Here is a 21840-nt window from a genome sequence, read left to right as displayed (position 1 = left end):
CCGCACTGGTTCAAGACGGCGGTGTTCTACGAGGTGTCGGTCCGCGGGTACGCCGACAGCAACAACGACGGCTACGGCGACCTGCGCGGCCTGATCTCCAAACTCGACCACCTGCAATGGCTCGGCGTCGACTGCCTCTGGCTCCTGCCCATCTACCAATCCCCCCTCAAAGACGGCGGCTACGACATCGCCGAATACACCCGCATCCTCCCCGAATTCGGCGAACTCGGAGACTTCGTCGACCTCATCGAACAAGCCCACGCCCGCGGCATCCGCGTCATCGCCGACCTGGTCATGAACCACACCTCCGACCAACACCCCTGGTTCCAGGCCTCACGCACCGACCCCCACGGCCCCTTCGGCGACTTCTACATGTGGGCCGACGACGACACCGGCTACCCCGACGCCCGCATCATCTTCATCGACACCGAATCCTCCAACTGGACCTACGACCCTGTGCGCGGCCAGTACTACTGGCACCGCTTCTTCACCCACCAACCCGACCTCAACTACGACAACCCCGCCGTCCAAGACGCCATGCTGGAAAACCTCCGCTTCTGGCTCGACCTGGGCATCGACGGCTTCCGCCTGGACGCCGTCCCCTACCTGTACGCCCGCGAAGGCACCAACTGCGAAAACCTCCCCCAAACCCACACCTACCTCAAACGCGTCCGCGCCGAAGTCGACCGCCTCTACCCCGACCGCGTCCTGCTCGCCGAAGCCAACCAATGGCCCGCCGACGTCGTCGAATACTTCGGCGACCCCGCCGCCGGCGGCGACGAATGCCACATGGCCTTCCACTTCCCCGTCATGCCCCGCATCTTCATGGCCGTCCGCCGCGAACAGCGCTACCCCATCTCCGAAATCATGGCCCAAACCCCCAAAATCCCCGACTCCTGCCAATGGGGCATCTTCCTCCGCAACCACGACGAACTCACCCTGGAGATGGTCACCGACGAAGAACGCGACTACATGTACACCGAATACGCCAAAGACCCCCGCATGAAAGCCAACATCGGCATCCGCCGCCGCCTGGCACCCCTCCTGGACAACGACCGCAACCAACTCGAACTCTTCACCGCCCTCCTGCTCTCCCTCCCCGGCTCACCCGTCCTGTACTACGGCGACGAAATCGGCATGGGCGACAACATCTGGCTCGGCGACCGCGACGCCGTCCGCACCCCCATGCAATGGACCCCCGACCGCAACGCCGGCTTCTCCCACTGCGACCCCGCCCGCCTCTACCTGCCCGTCATCATGGACCCCATCTACGGCTACCAAGCCGTCAACGTCGAAGCCCAGGCCAACAACCCCGGATCCCTCCTGCACTGGACCCGCAAAATGATCGAGATCCGCCAACGCCACCCCGTCTTCGGCGTCGGCTCCTACGTCGAACTGTCCGCCTCCAACCCCTCCGTCCTGGCCTTCACCCGCGAGATCACCGAGGACGAGAGCCCGTGGGGCGAGATGGACACGATCCTGTGCGTCAGCAACCTGTCGCGCTTCCCGCAGCCGGTGGAGCTCGACCTGCGCCGCTTCGAGGGCTACTCCCCCGTCGAGTGCATGGGCGGCGTCCAGTTCCCGGCCATCGGTGAGCTGCCGTACCTGATGACGCTTCCCGGGCACGGCTTCTTCTGGTTCCAGCTGGTTCCTCCGGAGGACGGCGGCGCGGACGCTCCCGCGGTCACCGGCCCCGGCGCGGGAAGGACCGCCTGACGTGCTGCCGCCCGCACCGGATCTCGTCCGCCACCTCGCCGAATGGCTGCCCCGGCAGCGGTGGTTCGGCGGCAAGGACGGCCCCATCGACGACCTGGCCATCGCCACCGCCACCGAACTGCACCCCGGCGACCCCGCCCTGCACCACCTCGTCATCGACGTCCGCCAGAACACCGACACCGACCACTACCAGGTCCTGCTCGGCGTCCGCCGCGACCTGCCCGACCGGCTCCGCTACGCCGAGATCGGCACGCCCACCGGTGAGCACGGCGCGGAGGTCCGCCTCTACGACGCCGCCCACGACCCGGACCTGACCCGGATCCTGCTGGACGATCTTGCGCGCGAGGCTTCCGCCGGGCCGCTGCGCTTCCACCGCGCCGGCGGCGCCCGGATCCGGACGGACCTGGCGAGCCTGCCCATCACCTCCGAGCAGAGCAACACGTCCCTGCTGTTCGGCGACGCCTACATCTGCAAGCTGTTCGGGCGGCTCAGCCAGGGCGTGAACCTGGACCTGGAGGTCAACCTCGCGCTGACCCGCGGCGGCTGCCCGCACGTCCCGGCCGTCCTCGGCTGGATCGACCTCGATCCGGGCGCGCTCGCCGGCGGAACCGGCGAGCCGATCACGCTCGGGCTGCTGTCGGACTACCTGTACACGGGCGCGGACGGCTGGAGCCTCGCCATCGCGAGCGTCCGCGACTGGTACGCGCACACGCCGGAGCCCGGCGACGGCGAGTGGGCGGAACTGGACGCGAGCGCCGCCGGCGGCGACTTCGCCGCGGAGGCCGGGCGGCTCGGCGCGGCCACCGCCGCGGTGCACCGCGCGCTCGCGGACGCGTTCGGCGTGACGACCCTCCCCGCGGCCGAGGTCCGCTCGATGGCGGCGCGCATGAACGCCGAGCTGACCGGCACCTGCCGCGCGGTGCCCCGCCTGGCGCCCCACGCCAAGGCGCTCACGGCGGCGTTCCTCGACCTGGCCGCGCAGGCGGAGCCGCTGCCCGTGCAGCGCGTCCACGGCGACTACCACCTCGGCCAGGTCCTGCGGACCGAGACGGGCTGGACGCTGCTGGACTTCGAGGGCGAGCCGGCGCGGACGCAGAGCGAGCGCCGTGCCCTCGCGCACCCGCTGCGCGACGTCGCCGGCATGCTCCGCTCGTTCGAGTACGCGGCGCGGTTCCTCATCACCAAGCCCGGAACGGTGCCGACCGAGTCGGGGCCGTGGCTGGAGACCCGGGCGCACGCCTGGGCGGCGCGCAACCGGGCGGCGTTCTGCGCCGGCTACGCGGCGGCCGGCGGGCCCGACCCGGCGGCGCACGCCGCGCTCATCCGCGCCTTCGAGTTCGAGAAGGCGGTCTACGAGGTTCGGTACGAGGCACGGAACCGGCCGGCCTGGCTGCCCGTCCCGCTGAAATCGCTGGCTCACCTGACCGCTTGATCAAAGACACTGAAGCGCGCATCCAATTCAGCGCCATGATCATGTAAAATCGGCGCGCTCGTCCAATTCCGGCGCGTTCCCCGGGTACCCGATCTCTCGGCAGGATGATCACCTGCTGTAACCGAACGGGGAACGGAGAACACCGGAATGTCCATCGCGCGCCACTCGCACGGAGACGGAAACGGTTGCGGAGCATTCGCCGGCCATAACGGCCGCAATCCGGCGGCCACCCGAAAACAGACGCTGCTCCGCATGGCCGTCACCGTGACGGCGACCGGGCTGGCGCTGGCGGTCCCGGCGGGCTCGCAGGCGCTGGCGGCGGTCAATCCGGCGGTGCTGCGGAGCCTCCACCTGGACTCGGCGACCATGCAGAAGGTGCAGGCGTACGACAGGTACCGGACGCGGGAGGCGAAGCAGCGCAAGCGCGCGAAGAAGGCCATGCGGTTCGCGCGCAAGCAGATCGGCAAGCCGTACCGGTGGGGCGCGGACGGGCCGTACGGCTACGACTGCTCGGGGCTCGCCATGGCCGCGTGGCGCAGGGCGGGCGTCAAGATCCCGCGCGTCACCTACGCGCAGTACCGCAGGGTGGCCAGGAAGGTGAGGCTGAAGGACCTCAAGCCGGGGGACCTCGTCTTCTTCCACGGCCGCAGCCACGTCGGCCTCTATGCCGGGCACGGCCGGTTCCTGCACGCGCCGCACTCCGGGGCGAACGTGCGCATCGACAAGTTCGGCGCCCGGCGCAAGAGGCAGTTCGCCGGCGCGGTGAGGCCCGGCGCACCGGCCTACAAGGAATGGTCGCCGTCGGTGAAGGAACTCGTCGAGAGAATCGACAGAATGAGCGCGGAGAAGCGCGCGGACCGGAAACCGCCAGATAAGGAGCGGACCCCCCAGATTCCGCCGCCCGCCGCTACATCACCCAAGAAAACCGACAATCCCCCAATGATCGCCCCCCGGCCGAACCCGGCGCAGCAGACCGCGCCACCCGGCGGCCGCCCCTCGGTGCCGGACGATGACGACTCCGCGGCACCACCGCCGCGCACCGGCGGGACGCCCGCCGGCCCGCCCGGCAGGGCGAAGCCCGGACCGCGGCCGCGGCTCGACCTCCGCAAGATCGTTTCCAGCCGGCACCGCCACTGGCACCGCGGGGAGTCCCTGCCCTGGGCGAAGTACGCCGGCCTCTGACCGAGCCCCTGATCGGGGCCCGTCCGCCGCGCCCGGCGCCGGGGCGTCCGCGACCGGGCGCGGCGTGCTTGACCTGGAGTGCGCTCCAGATGCTTGGCTGAGAACCCATGGAGTACACGCAGCTCGGCCGCACCGGCCTGAAGGTGAGCCGCCTGGTCCTCGGCACGATGAACTTCGGCCCGTTCACCGAGGAGGCCGACGGCCACGCCATCATGGACGCGGCCCTCGACGAGGGGATCAACTTCTTCGACACCGCGAACGTCTACGGGTGGGGCGAGAACAAGGGCCGGACCGAGGAGATCATCGGCACCTGGTTCGCGAAGGGCGGCGGGCGCCGCGAGAAGACCGTCCTCGCCACGAAGGTGTACGGCGACATGGGCGCGGAGGGCGCGCCCTGGCCGAACCAGGGCCGGCTGTCCGCGCTGAACATCCGCCGCGCCGCCGAGGCGTCGCTGAAGCGGCTCGGCACCGACCACATCGACCTGTACCAGTTCCACCACATCGACCGGACGACGCCGTGGGACGAGATCTGGCAGGCGATCGACGTCCTCGTCCAGCAGGGGAAGGTGCTGTACGCCGGCTCGTCCAACTTCCCGGGCTGGAGCATCGCACAGGCCAACGAGGCCGCCGCCCGGCGCGGCTCCCTCGGCCTGGTCAGCGAGCAGTGCCTGTACAACCTCGTCGAGCGGCGCGTCGAGATGGAGGTCGTCCCGGCCGCGCAGGCGTACGGGCTCGGCGTGATCCCGTGGTCGCCGCTGCACGGCGGGGTACTGGGCGGCGCCCTGCGCAAGGAGCGGGACGGGAGCGGCTCGCGCTCCCGGTCCGGCCGCGCGGCCGAGATGCTGGCCGACCCGGCGGAGCGGGCCCGCGTGCAGGCCTACGAGGACCTGTGCGGCAAGCACGACCTCGACCCCGGGGACGTCGGCCTCGCCTGGCTCCTCACCCGCCCCGGCGTGACCGGCCCGATCGTCGGCCCGCGCGTCCGGGAACAGCTCGACTCCGCCGTGCGGGCCGCCGGGCTGACGCTGTCCGAGGAGTTCCTCGCGGCCCTGGACGAGATCTTCCCCGGCCCCGGACCCGCCCCGGAGGCGTTCGCCTGGTAAGAGCCGTCGAACCGGCAGCGGCCACCGAGAACCTCGCGGGCGAGAGGCCGCCGTCCCCGGCACCGGGGCGGCGGCCTCTCGCATGTCCGCCGGACTTGCCGGGACGGCAACACGAATGGGACCTACCCGGACGAGCCATGCTAAGTTGCATCTGAAAACCATTATCGTTTCCGGGAGCCCCCATGATCTCAGCTCAGCGTGCCCGCGTGCTCGGGACGGCCGCCGCCGTCGCCGCCTCGGTGCTCGGGCTCGGCGCCTGCGGGTCGTCCGGCGCCGCGGAGCCGGCCGGCGGGCCGGTCGCCGTCGTCGCCTCGACCAACGTGTACGGCGACATCGCACGGCGGATCGGCGGCGGCGAGGTGACGGTGACGTCGTTCATCAGCGACCCCGCGCAGGACCCGCACTCCTTCGAGGCGGGGGCCCGCAACCGCCTCGCCGTCGCCAAGGCCGCCGTGGTGATCGAGAACGGCGGCGGCTACGACGACTTCATGGGCACCCTGCTGAAGGGCGCCGGCTCCAAGGCCGAGGTGCTCGACGCCGTCGAGATCTCCGGGAAGGCCGCGCCGGCGGGCGAGGAGCTGAACGAGCACGTCTGGTACGACCTGGCGTCCGTCGCGCGGCTCGCCGACCGGATCTCCGCCGCGCTCGCCAAGGCCGCTCCCGAGGACGCCGCGGTCTTCTCCGCGAACGCCGCCTCCTTCAAGACCAGGCTGAAGGCCCTGGAGGGGAAGGTGGCGGCGCTGAAGGCCGCGCACGCGGGTGAGGCCGTGGCGATCACCGAGCCGGTGCCCGGCTACCTGCTGGAGGCGGCGGGCCTGGAGAACGAGACACCGGAGGAGTTCAGCGAGGCCATCGAGGAGGGCGACGACGTCCCCCCGAGGGTGCTGCGGGACACGCTGGCGCTGTTCGCGGACAAGAAGGTGAAGGCGCTCGTCTACAACGCGCAGACGAGCGGGCCGCAGACCGAGCGGGTCCAGCGGGCGGCGAAGGACGGCGGCGTGCCGGTGGTGCCCGTCACCGAGACCCTCCCGGCCGGCCAGGACTACCTCACCTGGATGGACGGCACCATCACCGCGCTCCAGAAGGCGCTCTCATGATCGCTCTGCGCGACGCCGCCCTCTCCTACGGGGAGCGGACGGTGTGGCGCGGGCTGGACCTGGACGTGGCGGAGGGCGAGTTCCTGGTCGTCGTCGGGCCGAACGGGTCGGGGAAGACGAGCCTGCTCCGGGTGCTGCTCGGCCTCCAGCGGCTCTCCTCGGGGACGGTCACGGTGGACGGGCGCCGCCCGCGCCGGGGCGGCGACCTCGTCGGCTACGTCCCGCAGCACCGGTCCGTCCCGCCGCACACCCCGCTCCGGGCGCGCGACCTGGTGCGGCTCGGGGTCGACGGGCACCGGTGGGGGCCGTGGCGGCCGCGCCGCGAGACCCGCCGCCGGGTCGAGGACGTCCTGCGGGACGTGGGCGCCGCGCCGTTCGCGGACGTCCCGCTCCACGTGCTGTCGGGCGGCGAGCTGCAGCGGGTGCGGGTGGCGCAGGCGCTCGCGTCGGACCCGCGGGTCCTGCTCTGCGACGAGCCGCTCTCCTCGCTGGACGACGAGCACCAGCGGATCGTGAGCGGGCTGGCCGACCGGAGGCGGCGCGAGCACGGGACGGCCGTCGTGTTCGTCACCCACGAGGCCGGCCCGGTCCTGCCGTTCGCCGACCGCGTCCTGGACATGGGCGAGGTCCGGCCCGCGGCGGCGCCGGCCCCGCGGGCCGGGTCGCCCGCCCCGCACCGGGAGACGGCATGAGCTGGCACGCGATGTGGCACGAGATCTTCAACTTCGAGGACTACGGGGCGCTGCTCGGGCTCGTCCGCACCTCGCTCGTCGCCGGGGCCGTCCTCGGGCTGGTCGGCGGGCTGGCCGGCACGTTCGTCGTCATGCGCGACCTCGCGTTCGCCGTGCACGGCATCAGCGAGCTGTCGTTCGCCGGCGCGGCGGCCGCGCTGCTGCTCGGGGCGAGCGTGGCGGGCGGCTCGATCGCCGGTGCGCTCGCCGCCGCCGCGCTGATCGGGGTGCTCGGCGCCCGCGCCCGCGACCGGGGCTCGGTCATCGGCGTGCTGATGCCGTTCGGGCTCGGCCTCGGCGTGCTGTTCCTGTCACTGTACAAGGGGCGGTCGGCCAACAAGTTCGGCCTCCTCACCGGCCAGATCGTCGCGATCGACACGCCCCGGCTGTCCTGGCTGCTGGCGACGTCGGCGGTGGTGCTGGTGTGCCTCGCCGTCATGTGGCGCCCGCTGGCGTTCGCGAGCCTCGACGCGGACGTGGCGGCGGCGCGGGGCGTGCCCGTCCGGGCGCTGTCGCTGATGTTCATGCTCGTGCTCGGCCTCGCGGTGGCCGTGTCGGTGCAGGTCGTGGGGGCGCTGCTGGTGCTCGCGCTGATCTGCACCCCGGCCGCGGCGGCGGTCCGGGTCACCGCGTCGCCGGTGCTCGTGCCGGTGCTGAGCACGGTCCTCGCAACCGTGTCGGTGGTCGGCGGCATCCTGCTGTCGATCGGCTCCAGCATCCCGATCAGCCCGTACGTCACGACGATCTCGTTCCTGCTGTACGGCGTCTGCCGCGCGGCGGGCGCCGTCCGCGCGCGGCGGGGCTGGACCGCGCGGCGCGGCCCGGCCCGGCTCGACACCGTCCCCACATGATCTCTACATGATCTCTTGGTGCCCGCCCGGCCCGGTGCGCCCGGCGGGCACCGCCTCCGCGCCGCCGTTCCGGATATGCCGGACCCGCGTTCGCCGGGACGTTGCGATTCGCTTACCCGGCCGTGGGCATCGCCGCGACCGGCACGGGAATGATCCGGGCGCTTGCGACTTACGGGGCGATTGGGAGGGGCGCGATGTGGGCTTTCGCGGGCCGTGACACCGCTATCGACCTGGGCAGCACGACCGTGCGGATGCATGTACGGGACCGCGGCGTCGTGTGCCGGGAACCGTCGCTGCTCGCCCGGTGCCGGCACACCGGGCGGATCCTCGCCCTCGGCTCCCCCGCCCGGGACATGGCCGGGCGCAACCCGGACGTGACCCTCGTCCGGCCGATCCGCGAGGGCGCGCCGACCGAGACCGACGAGGCCGAGTACCTGATGCGGCACCTGGTCCGCCGCCACCACCGGCGCCACTACACGGCGCGTCCCCGGCTGGTCGTCACCGTGCCGAGCGGGATGACGTCCGTCCACTACCGGGCGCTGCAGTTCTCCGCCTTCCAGGCCGGCGCGCGGCGGCTCACCCTCGTGCCGACGCCGATCGCCGCCGCCATCGGCATGGGCCTCACCTCGTCGGGGCGGTCCGAGATCACCGTGATCGCCGACATCGGCGCGGACCTCACCGACGTCGGCGTCATCTCGTTCGGCGGCCTCGTCTCCTCGCACACCGCGCCCATCGGCGGGTCGGCCTTGGACCGTGCCATCGTCGCGCTGGTCCGCCGCGAGCACGGCGTCGTGCTGTCGCCGTCCGCCGCGGAGGCCGCGAAGCTGGAGGTCGGCGCGGTGCCGCCGCTCGGCCGGCACCCGGTGCGGCAGACCGTCGTCAACGGCCGCGACATCACGACCGGCATGCCGCGGGGGCTGGTGCTCACCACCGTGGACGTCGGCCGCGCGATCGCCGGGCCGGTCGCGCGGATCGTGGACGCCATCCGCGCCGGCCTCGCCGGCTGCTCGCCCGAGATCTCCGGCGACCTGCTCGGCGTCGGCGTCACCCTCACCGGCGGCTGCGCCCGGCTGCCCGGGCTGGAGCGGCTGATCCACGACCGGACCGGGCTGGACGCGCGGCTCGGGGACGACACCGGCGACGCGGCCGTGCTCGGCGCCGGGGAGGTGCTGCGCTCGGCCCGCTCGCAGGAGCCGTCCGCCCGCGCGGGCTCCCCGCGCCCGCATCTGCTGACGGCCGTGCCGGAGTACTGACCCCCGGGTCGTTTCCGCTACGCGAGGTGCACCGCCGCGTCACGATGGGTGCATGGCCTTCGAAGGGATGCCGGGACACGACGTGATCAACGTCGCCGGCGAGCTGGAGCCGGTGGCGGCCGTCCGCGACCAGGAGGCCGCCGAGCGGCGGCGCGCGTACCCGCGCCTCGCGGAGCTGGGGCCGCCGGTGTTCGGCGTCGCCGAGCAGGCGGCCGGGGTGTGGCGGATCCTGCGACTCGGCGCGCGGGCTCCCCGCGAGGCGCGCGCCGATCTCGGCGGGCACCTGCGCGAGGCGGCCGGCGGGCACGGCGCGGCGGTGCGCGCGGAGATGCTGCGCCTCGCGGCCCTGCTCGCCCCGGCCGACGGCGAGCCGGACGCCCGCGACGAGTGCGCCGCCGGGCCGCTGCGCTACCGGGTCGTCCGCGTGCCCGGCTTCGCCCGGTCCGGCAACGACGGGCCGGAGCCCGCCCGCGTGACCGACGGCGAGTCGGGGCCGCTGCGCTCGTTCCGGATCGACCCCGCCGCCCCGGTCGCCCCGGCGGACGCGGCGCTGCGGCTGGAGCTGCTCGGCCTGCTGCCCGCCGCCGGGACCGTCCCCGACGCGCTGCGCCGCGAGGCCGCCGCCGCGGTCCGGGCGTATCCGGGGGTGGTGCTGCTGCCGCCGCGGTTCGACGTCCTGGAGGACCGCGACGACCACTGGTGCCCGATCACCGGTGGCACCGGGCCGCAGGACGCGCGCACCGCGCTGGCGTTCTACTTCCGGGTGCTGCTGCCGAAGGAGACGCAGGAGGGGTGCGCGCCGGCGAGCCCCGGCGAGCTGGCCGAGTACGCCCGGGCCGCCGACCGGGTCGAGGCGGGGGACGGCGTGGAGTTCGTCGCGTGCGGCCGGCGGTTCCGGATCGTCCGCGTCACCCGGATCGTCCGCGTCGGCCCGGACGGTCCGGAACCGGCCCGCCCGTCGGACGACCGGCTCCCGCCCCGTTAGAGTCCGGTGCCATGAGCGACGCACCCGGCCGGGACGGCACCGGCACCCCCCGGCTCCAGGAGGTCTCCGAGGGGATCTTCGCCTACGTCCAGCCGGACGGCAGCTGGTGGATCAACAACACCGGGTTCCTGGCCGGCGAGCGCGGTGTCACCGGCGTCGACGCGTGCTCGACAGAGCGCCGCACCCGCGCGTACCTGGAGGCGATCGGGTCTGTCACGGACCGGCCCGTCCGCACGCTGGTCAACACCCACCACCACGGCGACCACACGTTCGGCAACTACCTGTTCTCCGGGGCGACCGTCGTCGGCCACGAGGGGACGCGGGAGGGCTCGCTCGCCTGGGGGAAGCCCTTCGACGAGCCGTACTGGACGAAGGTCGAGTGGGGCGACATCGAGATCGAGCCGCCGTTCCTCACCTACACCGACGGCGTGACGCTCTGGGTGGACGACCTGCGCTGCGAGGTCCGGCACGTCGGGACGCCCGCGCACACCACCAACGACTCGATCGTGTGGATCCCGGAGCGGCGCGTGCTGTTCAGCGGCGACCTGCTGTTCAACGGCGGCACCCCGTTCCTGATGCAGGGGTCGATCGCCGGTGCGATCACGGTCCTGGAGGAGGTCGTCGCGCCGCTCGGCGCGGAGACGATCGTCCCCGGCCACGGGCCGGTCGGCGGGCCGGAGCTGATCGAGCCGGTGCTGGCCTACGCGCGGTTCGTCCAGGCGACGGCCGCGGCGGCCAAGGACGCCGGGATGTCCCCGCTGGAGGCGGCGCGGGAGGCCGACCTCGGCCCGTTCGCGGAGCTGACCGACTCCGAGCGCATCGTCGGCAACCTGCACCGCGCCTACGCCGAGCTGGACGGGGTCGAGCCCGGCGGCACGATCGACCTGCTCGCCGCCCTCAACGACATGATCACCTACAACGGCGGCCGGCCCCTCACCTGCCGCGCGTGACGCGCCGCCGCCCCCTCGCCGCGATGGGGCCGGGTCAGCGGAGCTCGGACGTCGTGACGAGGCGGATGTGCGCGGTCGCCCAGGCCCGCGTGATGTGCCGCGGGTCGTCCCCGCCGAGCGCGGCGGCCAGCGCGGCGACGGTTCCGGCGGCGGTGCGCAGGCCCGCCCGTTCCAGGTCCTCCGCGGCGCGGCCGATGCGGTCGCGCGACGCCGGCGACGCCCGCAGCAGGCCCCGCTGGGCGGCATCGGCGCAGGCGGTGAGCGCCTCGTCCAGGGCCTGCGCGAGGGGGTCGGGGACGGGCGGGGGCGGGCCGCCCAGCGCGGCGGTGCCGTCGCCGGGGGCGAGGTCGGGGACCACGACGCCACCGTCCGTCATGACGGCGAGCGGGTCGACGAGCAGCCGGCCGCGGTCCCGGCGCACGGCGCCGCTGATGTAGCGCGGACCCGCGGCGAGCGCCTCGGCGAGGGCGTCGAGCGCGGCGGGTCGGTGCGGGCTGTAGTCGGCCGAGACCAATGCCGTCGTGCCCGCGGCGTCGGCGACCAGCGCGTCCAGGCGCTGCGCGCCCGGGTGGTAGCCGATGTCGCGGACCTCGGCGACCGCCACGACGCGGACGAGCTCGGCCTCGATGCGGGGACGGACGAGACGGGGCGGCAGCGCGTCGAGGGCGCGCCCCTCCGCCGCCAGGTCCCGGACGAGGATCCCGTCCGGCAATGTCTCCCACGCCTCGCCGAGCGGCGTGACCGTGGTCTTCGCGACCCGGCCGGCGGCGACCCGGACGACGCGGCGGGCGCTGCGGGTGGCGCTCTCGGACACGACGTTCGCGGCGGCGAGCGAGCGCAGCGAGGCGCCGAGGATCCGGCGGCCCGCCAGGTCGGCGCCGGTGAGCCGCTCGCCCTCGGGGACGTCCCAGCGGCGTCGCAGGACGAGCACGACCCCGGTGCCGGTGTGGGCGAGGTGGATGTCGGCCGTCCGGGTCCGGGGGGTGCCGGCGATCCGGCAGCCGAGGGCGGCGAGGCGGACGCGGCGCAGCGGCGTCTCGGCCGGTTCGCTCGTGCCGAGCACCTGGGCCCGGTCCGCGCCCCCGGCCGCGGCGCGGTGCCGGGCGTGGACCTCGGCGAGCAGCTCCGCGATCCGCCCGGGGTCGTGGTCGGCGCGACGCTCGTGGTGGGCGGCGAGCTGGGCGGCCAGGTCGTCCAGCGCACCGGCCGGCCAGTGCAGGCCGCGGCCGGACAGCTCGGCGGCGGTGCGCTGCAGCGCGCCGGGCAGCACGGGGCCGGCGTGCGCGGCGCCGTCCAGCAGGACCTGGTCGGCGAGGTCGAGCGCCGCGTCGAGCACCCGCTCCGGCCCGTCGCCGGCGGCCGGTGCCGAACCGCCGACGAGGAGGCGGGCCTCGTCGCCGGTCAGGCCGCGCTCGTCCGCCGCCCGGAAGGCCCACGCGGCCAGCACGGTCATCTCGCCGCGCACCGACGCGCTCGCGTCGGTGTCCACGTAGCCGAGTTCGCCCGGCACGAGGAAGCGGACGGTGCAGGTCGGCAGCTCGACCTGGGCCACCGGGTCCTGCGCGGTGGGGCGGCGGATCCGGGCGGCGTAGCCGGCGCGCAGGGTGCGCCGGGCGGCGGTGACGGCGCGCTGCCCGACCACGCCGGCGAGCGCGCCGTCGTCGAACGCCCCGGGTGACCAGGCGGTCGCGGGCTCCGGCCCGGTGCCGTCCGGTCCCGGGTCCGCCGCGCCCGCGGCGGTGCGCTGGTAGGCCAGGACGAGGCAGATCCGGTGGCGGCACGTCCCGGTCGCCGCGCAGGAGCAGGCCGCCGCCTCCAGCCCCGCGCCGGCGGGGAGGGACGTCGTGGTGCCGTCGGGGAACGTGCCCTCGACGCCGCCGTCGGGGGCCACGGCGATCTCGGGGCCGTTGCCGGCGTCCAGGTCCTTGGCGGCGCGCTTGACGAGCCCGCGGTTGGCGAGGGCGGCGAGCGCGTCCGGGGTCAGGGACAGCAGGTCCGTGCGGGTCATCGGCCGATCCGTTCGGCGACGAACGCGGCGAGCTCCCCGGGGGTCATGGCGCCGACGTGGGCGCCCTCGTCGGCGAGGCGCTGCGCGGTCCCCCGGTCGTAGGACGGGTTGGCGTGCTCGTCGAGCGCGGCGAGGCCGAGCACGTGGGTGCCCTGCTGCACCAGCCGCCGCACCTCCAGGACGAGCCGCCCGGGGTCGCCGCCCTCGTAGAAGTCGGTGATCACCGCGACGATGGCCCGGCGCGGGTTCTCCACGAGCCCCGCCCCGTAGGCGACGGCCCGCGCGATGTCGGTGCCGCCGCCGAGCTGGACCTTCATCAGCAGTTCGGCGGGGTCGGTGACGTCGGCCGTCAGGTCGACCACCGCCGTGTCGAACGCGACCAGGTGCGTCTTCAGGCCCGGCAGACCCCACAGGCACGCGGCGGTGACGGCCGCGTGCACGACGGACCCGAGCATCGACCCGGACTGGTCGACCAGCAGCACGAGCTGCCACTGCTCGACGTGCCGCCGCGTCCGGGACACGAACCGGGGGTTCTCGATGTACAGCCGCTTCTCGTCCGGGCGGTAGTGCGCGAGGTTCGCGCGGATCGTCGCGTGGAAGTCGAAGTTGCGGGAGTTCTTGATCCGGCTGGGCCGCCGCGTCCGGGTGCCGTGGAAGCTGCTGCGCACCTCGGTGGCGAGCTTCTCCATGAGCTGCCGGACGACGGTCTCGACGATCCGCCGGGCGAGCGCGAGCACCTCGGGGTTCATCAGGTGCTTGGTGCGCAGGACGGCGCGCAGCAGCGTCGCGTCGGGCTCGATCCGGGCGAGGACGGCCGGGTCGGTGACGACCTCGTGGATCTCGTACCGCTCGACGGCGTCGCGTTCGAGCCGCTCGATCGTCTCCTTCGGGAAGAGCCGGTGCACGGCGTCGAGCCAGTCGACGGTGGTGAGCCGGGACGGCCCGTCGCCGCCGGTCCGGTCGCCTGACGGGGCCGCCTCGCCGTCGCCGGGCCCGCCGGGCCCGCGCCGCACGCCGCGCTCGCCGAGGTCGGGGTCGCGGCCGTAGAGCCAGTCGAGCGCGGCGTCCCGTTCGGCGCCCGCGCCGCCGGGCGCCCCGAGGCTCGGCTCGGCCGGCGTGCCGAGGACCAGGCGCCAGCGTTCCAGATCCGGCGGGATCACGACCCTCCCTCCCCCAGCCCCGCCGCGGCGAGGGCCCGGTCGACCCGCGTCTCCAGGGCGCGCGCCTCGGCGGCGAGGGCCGGCGAGGCGGGCGCCCGCAGCAGCGAGCGCGCGGAGCCGCGCAGGCCGCGGCGCTCCAGCAGCCCCCCGGCGATCGTCTCGCGCTCGCGCGGCGGGAAGAACTCGAACGCCTGCCGCAGCGCGGGCAGCGCCACGAGGAACTCCTCGTCGGTCAGGCCGCAGATCAGCTCGTCGAGGACGCCGAGGACGGACGCGTCCGGGTCGAGCACCTCCTGCCGGGCCAGCGCGAACAGGCCGGCGAGCCAGTCGCCGAACGTCTTCGGCCCGGCCGCGCCGCGCACCGCCCGCGCCGGGTCGCCGGCGTCGCCGAGGGCCCGCCCGAGCCCGAACGCGGCGCCCCGCAGATCGGGCGGGGCGTCCGGGTGGGCGGCGACGCGGCGGGCGACGCCGAGGGCGGCGCCGCGGTCCAGGCCGAGCGGGCCGGCGGCGTGCAGCAGCGCGTCCCGGGTCGCGGCGACGGCGCGCAGCCGGCCGAGGTCGGCGGGGGCGGGCCCGCCGCGGACCCCCTCGACCAGCCACAGCACGCGGAGCACGCACTCCTCGATGACCGTCCCGAACAGCGGGCTGCCGGCCGTGCCGAGGACGCGGTCGTGCCGCCACAGGCCGAGGACGGTGTCCAGCGCGGCCCCGAGCGCGGCGATGTCGGACGAGCCGGCGACCCCGGCGGCGATCGACGCGGCGATCCGGCCGGACTGGTCGGCGCACCCGCACAGCGCCGCGTCGAACAGCGCGCCGGCGAGCACCCGCATGTCGGTGCCGGCGGCGGTCACGCGCTCGTCCAGGGCGGCCGCCGCGGCGGCGGCGAGGGTCGGCCCGTACGCGCCCGCCTCGATGAGCGCGGAGTGCCGCCGCCCGCCGTCGTCGGCCACGTCCAGGACCCAGCGCTCCTCCAGCACCGGGTCGGTGCCGGCCGTCGGCCCCGACTCGCGCTCGGCGCCGGGGATCCGCAGGACGCGCATGCGGTGCAGGGCGCGGCTGCGCTCCAGCCCGCGCGGCGTCGTCAGCTTCAGGTGGAACGGCCCGCCGCGGCCGAGGCCGAGCCGTTCCAGTTCGGCGGTCGCGTCGTGCACGAGCGGCGGCGCGGGCGTGCGGGGGTGCAGGCGGCCGGTGCGGTCGCCGCTCAGCGCGGCGACCATCTCGACGACGGCCGGGTGGGCGCCCGGGGCGAGGGCGCCGCGGGACGTCCAGGGCAGCCGCTGGTCGAGGTCGTCGTTCACCAGCGCGGACACCAGGCCGTCCAGCAGGTCGGTGCGGGCGGGCGCGCGGTGGCCGCGCAGCCGGGTGAGGCCCTCGGTGAGGGTGCGGGCGGCGATCAGGTCGGCGGTCGAGACCACCTGCCGGCGCTCGCGCAGCCGCGCCACGACCCGCTCGATGAGCCCGGACGCGGCTCCCTCCGGGCCGCTCTCCCAGAGGCACTGGTAGTACTCGGGCGACGGCATGCCCGACTGGTATCCGGTGAAGGCGTCCAGCCGCCGGAAGGAGTAGGGCACGAGGAAGCTGCCGCCGGTCGCGCCCTCGGCGGGCTCCGGCACGTCCGGCCATCGCGTGCCGCCGCTCGCGGCGAGGGCCTCCAGGGCGGGCTTGTGGAACCCGCCCGTCACCACCACGACGGGGCGGTCGCCGGCGTCGGCGTCGGCCGCGCGGATCCACTCCGCCATGTAGGACTCCCGGGCGGTGTCGTCCTCCCCGGCCTCCGCCTCGCCGCGCAGCAGGCCGAAGTAGGCGTCGAGCCGCTCCGCCGCCCGGTCGGGGTCGATCTCGAAGAGGTGGTCCCAGAGGATGTCGGTGGTGTCGACGGCGAACTCGCGGCACAGCCGGGCGGTCACCTCCGCGTAGCGGAGCTCGGCGTCGGCGTACCGGTTGCTGCGGGCGGCGAAGGCGGGGTGCCACGCCGGCAGGTCGATGAACCGCAGCTCCGCGCCCGCCGCCCGGCCCTCGCCGAGTGCGACCCACTCCGGCGAGTACGCGCAGAACGGCGACCACGAGGCGTGCACGCGCTCGGCGTCCCGGTGGTAGCTGAAGATCGCGACGGGCGGCTCGTGGCCGAGGAGCAGCTCGTCCACCCGCGACCCGAAGTCGGCGGGGCCCTCCACCAGCACGTACGCGGGGCGCAGCCGCCGGATCGTGTCCCGGACGAGCCGCGCGCACGCGGGGCTGTGGTGCCGCACCCCGATGAACGTGACCGCCATCAGCCGGGAAGCAGGTGCCGGGCGGCGTGCAGCGCCTCCCACTGCTCGCCGCCGCGGTGGGCCGCCTGCCGCTCCAGGTAGCGGCGCAGCCGGGCGAGGTCGTCGGGGTTGTCCTTGGCGGCCGTCCCGGCGAGGCACTCGACGATGTCGGCGGCGCCGCCCGGCTCGCCGCGCAGGAACCAGCCGCGGATGCCGATCTGGTGGGCGACCGACACCGCCTCGGCGGTGCTCATCACCGCCGACAGCCGGTCCATCGGCCGGCCCTCGCCGGTCGTGGCGTCGCGCAGCTCCCGGAACGTGGTGATCAGGACCTCCAGGACGTCCCGGCGGGGCGCGACGCCGACGCCGCTGCGCTCCAGCAGCCGGGTCGCCTCCTGCTCGACCAGGTCCAGCTCGGTCGCGAAGTCGGCGATCGGGAACACCGTCTCGAAGTTGAACCGCCGCTTGAGCGCCGCGCTCATCTCGTTGACGCCCCGGTCGCGGGTGTTCGCGGTCGCGATGACGTTGAACCCGTCCCGCGCGAACACCATCGCGTCCGGGCTCTGTTCTGTGTGGGGGGACGACCCCCCACGCCCCCCGGCAACCGCGCGGGACAGCTCGGGGACCGCGAGAACCCGGTCGGACAGCGGCGACAGCAGCGAGTCCTGCACCTCCAGCGGGCAGCGGGTGATCTCCTCGAACCGGACGATCTTCCCCTCGGCCATGCCGGTCAGCAGCGGCGCCGGTACGAGCGACCGCGCGGACGGCCCCTCCGACACCAGCAGCGCGTAGTTCCACGAGTACTTGATCTGGTCCTCTGTGGTGGCGGCGCCGCCCTGGATCGTCAGCGTGGACGCGCCGCTGACCGCCGCGGCGATCAGCTCCGACAGCAGCGACTTCGCCGTCCCCGGTTCCCCGACCAGCATCAGCCCGCGGCTCGTGGCGAGGGTGACGAGGGCCCGGTCGATGAGGGCGGTGTCGCCGACGAACTTGCGGGTGACGCCGAGCGCCTCGTCGCCGACGATGAACCGCCGCGCGGCGGTCAGGCTCAGCGCCCAGCCGGGCGGCACCGGTCCGGAGTCGTCCTCGCGGAGCCGGTCCAGTTCGTCGGCGAAGCGCACCTCCGCCGGCGGCCTCTGGTGGCGGTCGGTGCCGCTCATCGCTCCGCCGCCTCGGCGAGCGTGGTCAGGTCGGCGAGGATCTCGGACGCCATGACGTCGTCCAGCTCGCCGAACGTCAGCGGGTTGTCCTTGCGGTACCGGTAGTCGGTGAGTTCGGCGCCGAGCCACACGTAGTCGAGGACCTGGTGGTCACCGGTGGCGTCCACGTGACCGACCGAGATGCCGGGATCGAGGTCGATCAGGACGTAGCGGTCGTCGGCGACCCGCCGGGAGATCCACCGCTCGCCGCCCCCGTCCAGCGGCACGCCGCGTTCCCAGCCGAGCTTGACGAGCCCGAGGACCTTGCCGAACGGGACCTTCAGCTTCTCGAACCGCTCCAGCCGCTCGCTGTTCCGCTCGTCGTCCGTCAGCGTGTGGACGGCACGGGTCAGCTGCGGGAACGGCTGCGTGATCTCGTAGTCCCCGAGCACCTCCGACCAGGTGCCGAGGGTGTCGCCGAGGTGCAGCGGATGGGCGATGCCGACCCGGGCCGCCGCGGGCAGGGTGAACGCGTCGTCGCCGGCGTCGGCCAGCGTCCTGTCCTCGGCGATGCGGAACGCGGTGGCGGTGTCGCCGTCCTCGCAGATCCAGACGAGGCGGCGGGCGATGTGCCAGACGAGCGGGTGGCGGACGATGAACTCGCCGAACTCGGCCGAGGTCCACCGGCGCTGCGTCACCATGGCCTGCTCCAGGCGCCGGAGCTGGTCGGAGGCGACGGTCCGGACGTCCTTCTTCAGCCCGGCGAACGCCTTGTAGGCGGCGGGCGCGAGTTCGGGGTCGTCCTTGGCGCCGGGCTTGGGCAGGGCCTTGCGGTGCTTGCCGTCCTCGTCCGCGACGAAGGGCTTCAGCTGCTCGTCGAACCGGACGACGAAGCGGCGCGGCCCGTAGTCGAGCACCATGCCGCCGTCGGCGTCCAGGCCGAAGTCGGGCACGAGCCGGTCCGCGAGCTGCTCGGTGCTGAGGCCGAGCCGGTCCGCGACCTGCCGGATCCGCTCCTGCGCCTCGAACTGCAGGCCCTTGAACTTGACCTTCTGCGCGATGCCGTGCAGATGCATCAGCGCCACGTCCGAGCCGATCTCGGCGAGGACGCCGAGGCCGTTGACGGCGTTCTTGTGCCCGCCCGCCCCCGGCCAGGCCCGGATGACCGGCGTCAGCCGCCGGACGGTCTCGTCGTCGCCGAGGCGGCCGAGCTGGCGCAGCGCCCAGCCGTCCTTGGACGGGTTCCCCGCTCCCCGCCACTGCTCGAACAGCGCCCAGCCGAACTCGGCCAGCGAATCCGGCTCGCACGCCTCTTTCAGCTCCTGCGTCCCATGGGGAGTCTGGAGGGTCAGCAGGTCGATCAGGTGGCGGGCGGCGTCCAGGGGCAGCGCGCGCTCGCGGCCCCGCAGGAGCACCTGCGGGAGCGGCGCCGGGTCCACCCATCCGCCGACCTTCGCGGGCTGGTCGAGGCCCGTCTCGGCGGGTGCCAGGGACAGCAGTTCGGCGACCGCGCCCGCGGCCTCGTCGCCATGGGCGCCGCGGGCGGCGTCCGCGATACCGGCGACTCCGTGCGCCTCCTTCAGGTACCGGAGGGCGGTCTCGGCGTGCCGCCGGTCCTTGGCCTTCTTTCCCAGCGCGGCGGGGACGAGCAGCGGCACCGCGTCGAGCCCGTGCCGGTCGAGCCACGCGCGTGCGGGGGCGAGGAACGAGCCGCGCTTGGTCGCCCACTCAGCCATGATCATGGCGACACCGGCGTCCAGGCACGGCATCAGCGGGTCCACGGCGAGATCCGGAGCCGTCGACGACGTCGGCGTGACCACGGGCAGCGCGTCCAGCCCGTACCGGGCCAGGAGGACCCGCTTCCATTGGTGGGCGTAGGCCGGGCGGCTGTAGGCGTAGTCGCGCAGGAGAGGGCGGATCAGCTCCTCCGGCCCGTGCACCAGGAGCTGCAAGGGGGCGGTCTTGGGCGTGCCCCTCCGGTACGCCTCGACGAGCATCTCCCAGTCGTCGCTGTCGGGCTTCCCTATGTGCGGATCGGTCTCCAGCCACGCCTGGCGCTCGCCCTCCCGCCACACGAGCCGGGGCTCCGGAAGGCTCAGGCCGGGCAGGACCGGGCGCCGGGGTCGCAGCCACGGGCGCTCGGTGAGCACGGCGGGCAGGTCGTCCGGTGCCGCGTCGGGGACGCGCGCGGACGTGTCGGCGACGCGCCCGACGACCGCGGCGACGTCGTCCGGCAGGTCCGGCAGGACGGCGGCGACCAGGTCGGCGTTGGCCGCGGCATGGCCGCGGAGCATGTCGTGCTCGCCCGCCCGCGCCAGCATCCGCAGCGCCCGGACGGGGAAGCGCCGGGCCGCCTCGCCCAGCGCGGCCCGGGCGTACTTCTGGTCCTGCCGATCGAGCAGTGCCTGGAACGCCTCGTCCGACGGCAGGAGGGCGATCGTCTCCAGGATGCGTTTGCGGTCCTCCGCCTCCAGGTACCCGCTGCCGGCCTCCCTGGCCAGCCAGGGCAGCGCGTCCGCGCCGAGCCCGTCCGCCAGCGTGATGAGCAGCCCCCGGCTCGCCTGGCCCCAGAAGAGACCCCGCGCCATGATCGGCGTGGTGAGCTGGTCGCCTCTCCCGAGCGCCCCCGCCGCCATCCACAGCAGGTCGTAGCGGCGTTGCGGCGGGATCGGCGCGGTGCAGCACTCGTCCACCCAGTCCTCGCGCGTCGGCACCAGGTACGACACGAGCCACCGCGTGATCCAGCCCGACCTGTGCTCCGCCAGCCGGTCGATCGCCTCTGCATAGACGGGTTCGTCCGCGGCGGCCAGCAGGTTCCGGACGCGCCGCGCGTCGTCCGCCGGCACCGCGACCTTGTGATCGTCGTTCAGGTGGACGGCGCCCACCTTGGTCCCGAACTCCGCGAACGCCGCTTCGGTACGGCTCAGCTCGACCAGCGCGCACGCCGCGAACGGGAGGCCGTGCTCGACGATCCAGGCGTCGACGAACGCGCGGTGCACCTTGTCACTGCGCGGTGACCCGAGCCGCCCGGCGCGCACCGCGGTGACGGCCGCGACCACCGCGGCCCCGGACGGATCGGCCTCCCCGTCCAGGTGCCGCCGCGCGGCCTCGGTGAGGGCCGGGTCGCCCGCGCCGCCCTCCCGCAGCGCGCCGACCCTGTCGCCTTCCTGCCCGATGAGGTCCCGGACGGCGTCCGGCGCCGCCGCGTCCACCTTGATCGTGGGGCCGGGCGCCCCGCCCCGCCGGGCGTGCAGCGACCGCCGCCACGAGTCCGGGATCGTGAGGACGTCTTCGTCGGGGAGGTGATCTTCCATGTCGCCCAACCGTAGAGGAGCACGCCGACAAATCCGCCTGATCCGGCGAGAACACGGGCCGGTGGGGGCAGGAACCCGGCCGCGGGCGGGGCCGTCCAACGGTGAACCGTTCGCTACCGGAGGGGTGGGGCGATGGGGATGGCTCGACCGGCCGGCTCCCGGGCCGAGTTGATGTCACGGGTCCAGGCGGCCGTCCAGGGGACCGCGTCCACGCTGGTGCCCACGCAGGACGGCTTCGTCGTCCACACGAGCTCGCCGTTTCGAGACCGCGACATGATCGCCGGGGTCACGCACCACGTCCGGCTGGACGAGCGGACCAGGACGCTCACCATCACCGACGAGATCCGGGGGCGGGACGCGGAGGGCGGCCGTTCGGCGCAGCGCGGACGGTACTCCCACAGGAGCTTCGAGATGACCTTCGGCCGCCGCAAGGACGGCACGTTCGGGAAGATCGACGAGCAGCGGTTCCGCACGGACGACGCGCGCCGGCTCATCGTGGACGCCGCCACGGCGCTCGGCTGGACGCTCCGGCGGAGCGGGGCCGAGAAGGCCGGTCTCGTCGCGGCCCTCATCGGCGCCGGCGTCGCCGGCCTCGTCCTGATCGCCGTGGTCATCGTCCTGGCGGCGGTCCTGCTGCTCTAGCGGGCCTCGCGCACCGGCGCGGAACCGC

The 21840-nt window shown here is 74.5% G+C and carries 16 protein-coding genes; 11 read left to right on the top strand and 5 right to left on the bottom strand.

Annotated elements, in window-relative coordinates; translation table 11 throughout:
- From treS to BM339_RS09540, 10 genes are all read left to right on the top strand, one after another.
- The coding region (gene treS, locus BM339_RS09585) for a maltose alpha-D-glucosyltransferase (protein WP_075020640.1) at nucleotides 1-1716 on the top strand (1716 nt) is incomplete at its 5' end.
- Nucleotide 1717: 1 nt separating this feature from the next.
- Nucleotides 1718-3148, top strand: coding sequence for a maltokinase N-terminal cap-like domain-containing protein (locus BM339_RS09580; RefSeq protein ID WP_075020564.1), 1431 nt, complete (start codon nucleotides 1718-1720; stop codon nucleotides 3146-3148).
- 252 nt (nucleotides 3149-3400) lie between these two features.
- Complete coding sequence (locus tag BM339_RS09575; RefSeq protein ID WP_075020563.1) at nucleotides 3401-4330, top strand: C40 family peptidase; 930 nt, start codon at nucleotides 3401-3403, stop codon at nucleotides 4328-4330.
- Nucleotides 4331-4437: 107 nt separating this feature from the next.
- Entirely contained in the window at nucleotides 4438-5433 is a 996-nt protein-coding gene (locus BM339_RS09570; protein WP_021599105.1) for an aldo/keto reductase, read from the top strand.
- 182 nt (nucleotides 5434-5615) lie between these two features.
- Nucleotides 5616-6530 carry a metal ABC transporter solute-binding protein, Zn/Mn family gene (locus BM339_RS09565; protein ID WP_033334335.1) on the top strand — a complete coding sequence of 305 codons (915 nt, stop codon included), beginning with the start codon at nucleotides 5616-5618 and terminating at the stop codon, nucleotides 6528-6530.
- The gene (locus tag BM339_RS09560) at nucleotides 6527-7222 is read left to right on the top strand and encodes a metal ABC transporter ATP-binding protein (protein ID WP_075020562.1); all 696 of its coding nucleotides are present in this window, start codon (nucleotides 6527-6529) and stop codon (nucleotides 7220-7222) included. Before BM339_RS09565 ends, BM339_RS09560 begins: the two co-directional genes overlap by 4 nt.
- Entirely contained in the window at nucleotides 7219-8112 is an 894-nt protein-coding gene (locus BM339_RS09555; protein WP_075020561.1) for a metal ABC transporter permease, read from the top strand. The genes BM339_RS09560 and BM339_RS09555 overlap by 4 nt, the downstream gene beginning before the upstream one ends.
- Before the next feature lie 194 nt (nucleotides 8113-8306).
- Complete coding sequence (locus tag BM339_RS09550) at nucleotides 8307-9365, top strand: rod shape-determining protein (RefSeq protein ID WP_024936777.1); 1059 nt, start codon at nucleotides 8307-8309, stop codon at nucleotides 9363-9365.
- Between the two features lie 52 nt (nucleotides 9366-9417).
- A complete protein-coding gene (locus BM339_RS09545; RefSeq protein ID WP_024936776.1) occupies nucleotides 9418-10350 on the top strand; it encodes a DUF5954 family protein in 933 nt (310 codons plus the stop codon).
- An 11-nt stretch (nucleotides 10351-10361) separates the two neighbouring features.
- On the top strand, nucleotides 10362-11300 hold the full coding sequence (locus tag BM339_RS09540; protein ID WP_075020560.1) for an MBL fold metallo-hydrolase: 939 nt from the start codon (nucleotides 10362-10364) through the stop codon (nucleotides 11298-11300).
- 34 nt (nucleotides 11301-11334) lie between these two features.
- On the opposite strand, the gene BM339_RS09535 is transcribed toward BM339_RS09540, so the two are convergent.
- The 5 genes from BM339_RS09535 to BM339_RS09515 are packed head-to-tail and all read right to left on the bottom strand — an operon-like array spanning nucleotide 11335 to nucleotide 21170.
- Entirely contained in the window at nucleotides 11335-13308 is a 1974-nt protein-coding gene (locus tag BM339_RS09535; RefSeq protein WP_075020559.1) for a hypothetical protein, read from the bottom strand.
- Entirely contained in the window at nucleotides 13305-14468 is a 1164-nt protein-coding gene (locus tag BM339_RS09530; RefSeq protein WP_024936808.1) for a VWA domain-containing protein, read from the bottom strand. Before BM339_RS09530 ends, BM339_RS09535 begins: the two co-directional genes overlap by 4 nt.
- Nucleotides 14465-16738 (bottom strand): DUF5682 family protein, encoded by a 2274-nt coding sequence (locus BM339_RS09525; protein WP_075020558.1) that lies wholly within the window; start codon nucleotides 16736-16738, stop codon nucleotides 14465-14467. Before BM339_RS09525 ends, BM339_RS09530 begins: the two co-directional genes overlap by 4 nt.
- Nucleotides 16738-17877: an ATP-binding protein gene (locus tag BM339_RS09520; protein ID WP_075020557.1), complete on the bottom strand. Its 1140-nt coding sequence runs from the start codon at nucleotides 17875-17877 to the stop codon at nucleotides 16738-16740. The genes BM339_RS09525 and BM339_RS09520 overlap by 1 nt, the downstream gene beginning before the upstream one ends.
- The gene (locus BM339_RS09515) at nucleotides 17874-21170 is read right to left on the bottom strand and encodes a DUF4132 domain-containing protein (RefSeq protein WP_021595575.1); all 3297 of its coding nucleotides are present in this window, start codon (nucleotides 21168-21170) and stop codon (nucleotides 17874-17876) included. Before BM339_RS09515 ends, BM339_RS09520 begins: the two co-directional genes overlap by 4 nt.
- 132 nt (nucleotides 21171-21302) lie before the next feature.
- Between BM339_RS09515 and BM339_RS09510 the strand changes: the two genes are divergently transcribed.
- A complete protein-coding gene (locus BM339_RS09510) occupies nucleotides 21303-21812 on the top strand; it encodes a hypothetical protein (protein WP_143118329.1) in 510 nt (169 codons plus the stop codon).
- Nucleotides 21813-21840: the final 28 nt, after the last annotated feature.

The sequence above is a fragment of the Actinomadura madurae genome, from assembly GCF_900115095.1.
In the GTDB taxonomy this organism is placed as follows: domain Bacteria; phylum Actinomycetota; class Actinomycetes; order Streptosporangiales; family Streptosporangiaceae; genus Spirillospora; species Spirillospora madurae.
This window is presented reverse-complemented; position numbering and strand designations above follow the sequence as displayed.

What these genes read in the sequence shown, in the direction of transcription:
- BM339_RS09575 (WP_075020563.1), top strand. Translation starts at nt 3,401, where the DNA reads ATGGCCGTCACCGTGACGGCGACCGGGCTGGCGCTGGCGGTCCCGGCG.
- BM339_RS09555 (WP_075020561.1), top strand. Translation starts at nt 7,219, where the DNA reads ATGAGCTGGCACGCGATGTGGCACGAGATCTTCAACTTCGAGGACTAC.
- BM339_RS09545 (WP_024936776.1), top strand. Translation starts at nt 9,418, where the DNA reads ATGGCCTTCGAAGGGATGCCGGGACACGACGTGATCAACGTCGCCGGC.
- BM339_RS09570 (WP_021599105.1), top strand. Translation starts at nt 4,438, where the DNA reads ATGGAGTACACGCAGCTCGGCCGCACCGGCCTGAAGGTGAGCCGCCTG.
- BM339_RS09540 (WP_075020560.1), top strand. Translation starts at nt 10,362, where the DNA reads ATGAGCGACGCACCCGGCCGGGACGGCACCGGCACCCCCCGGCTCCAG.
- BM339_RS09550 (WP_024936777.1), top strand. Translation starts at nt 8,307, where the DNA reads ATGTGGGCTTTCGCGGGCCGTGACACCGCTATCGACCTGGGCAGCACG.
- BM339_RS09560 (WP_075020562.1), top strand. Translation starts at nt 6,527, where the DNA reads ATGATCGCTCTGCGCGACGCCGCCCTCTCCTACGGGGAGCGGACGGTG.
- BM339_RS09520 (WP_075020557.1), bottom strand. Translation starts at nt 17,877, where the DNA reads ATGAGCGGCACCGACCGCCACCAGAGGCCGCCGGCGGAGGTGCGCTTC.
- BM339_RS09525 (WP_075020558.1), bottom strand. Translation starts at nt 16,738, where the DNA reads ATGGCGGTCACGTTCATCGGGGTGCGGCACCACAGCCCCGCGTGCGCG.
- BM339_RS09510 (WP_143118329.1), top strand. Translation starts at nt 21,303, where the DNA reads ATGGGGATGGCTCGACCGGCCGGCTCCCGGGCCGAGTTGATGTCACGG.
- BM339_RS09565 (WP_033334335.1), top strand. Translation starts at nt 5,616, where the DNA reads ATGATCTCAGCTCAGCGTGCCCGCGTGCTCGGGACGGCCGCCGCCGTC.
- BM339_RS09515 (WP_021595575.1), bottom strand. Translation starts at nt 21,170, where the DNA reads ATGGAAGATCACCTCCCCGACGAAGACGTCCTCACGATCCCGGACTCG.
- BM339_RS09535 (WP_075020559.1), bottom strand. Translation starts at nt 13,308, where the DNA reads ATGACCCGCACGGACCTGCTGTCCCTGACCCCGGACGCGCTCGCCGCC.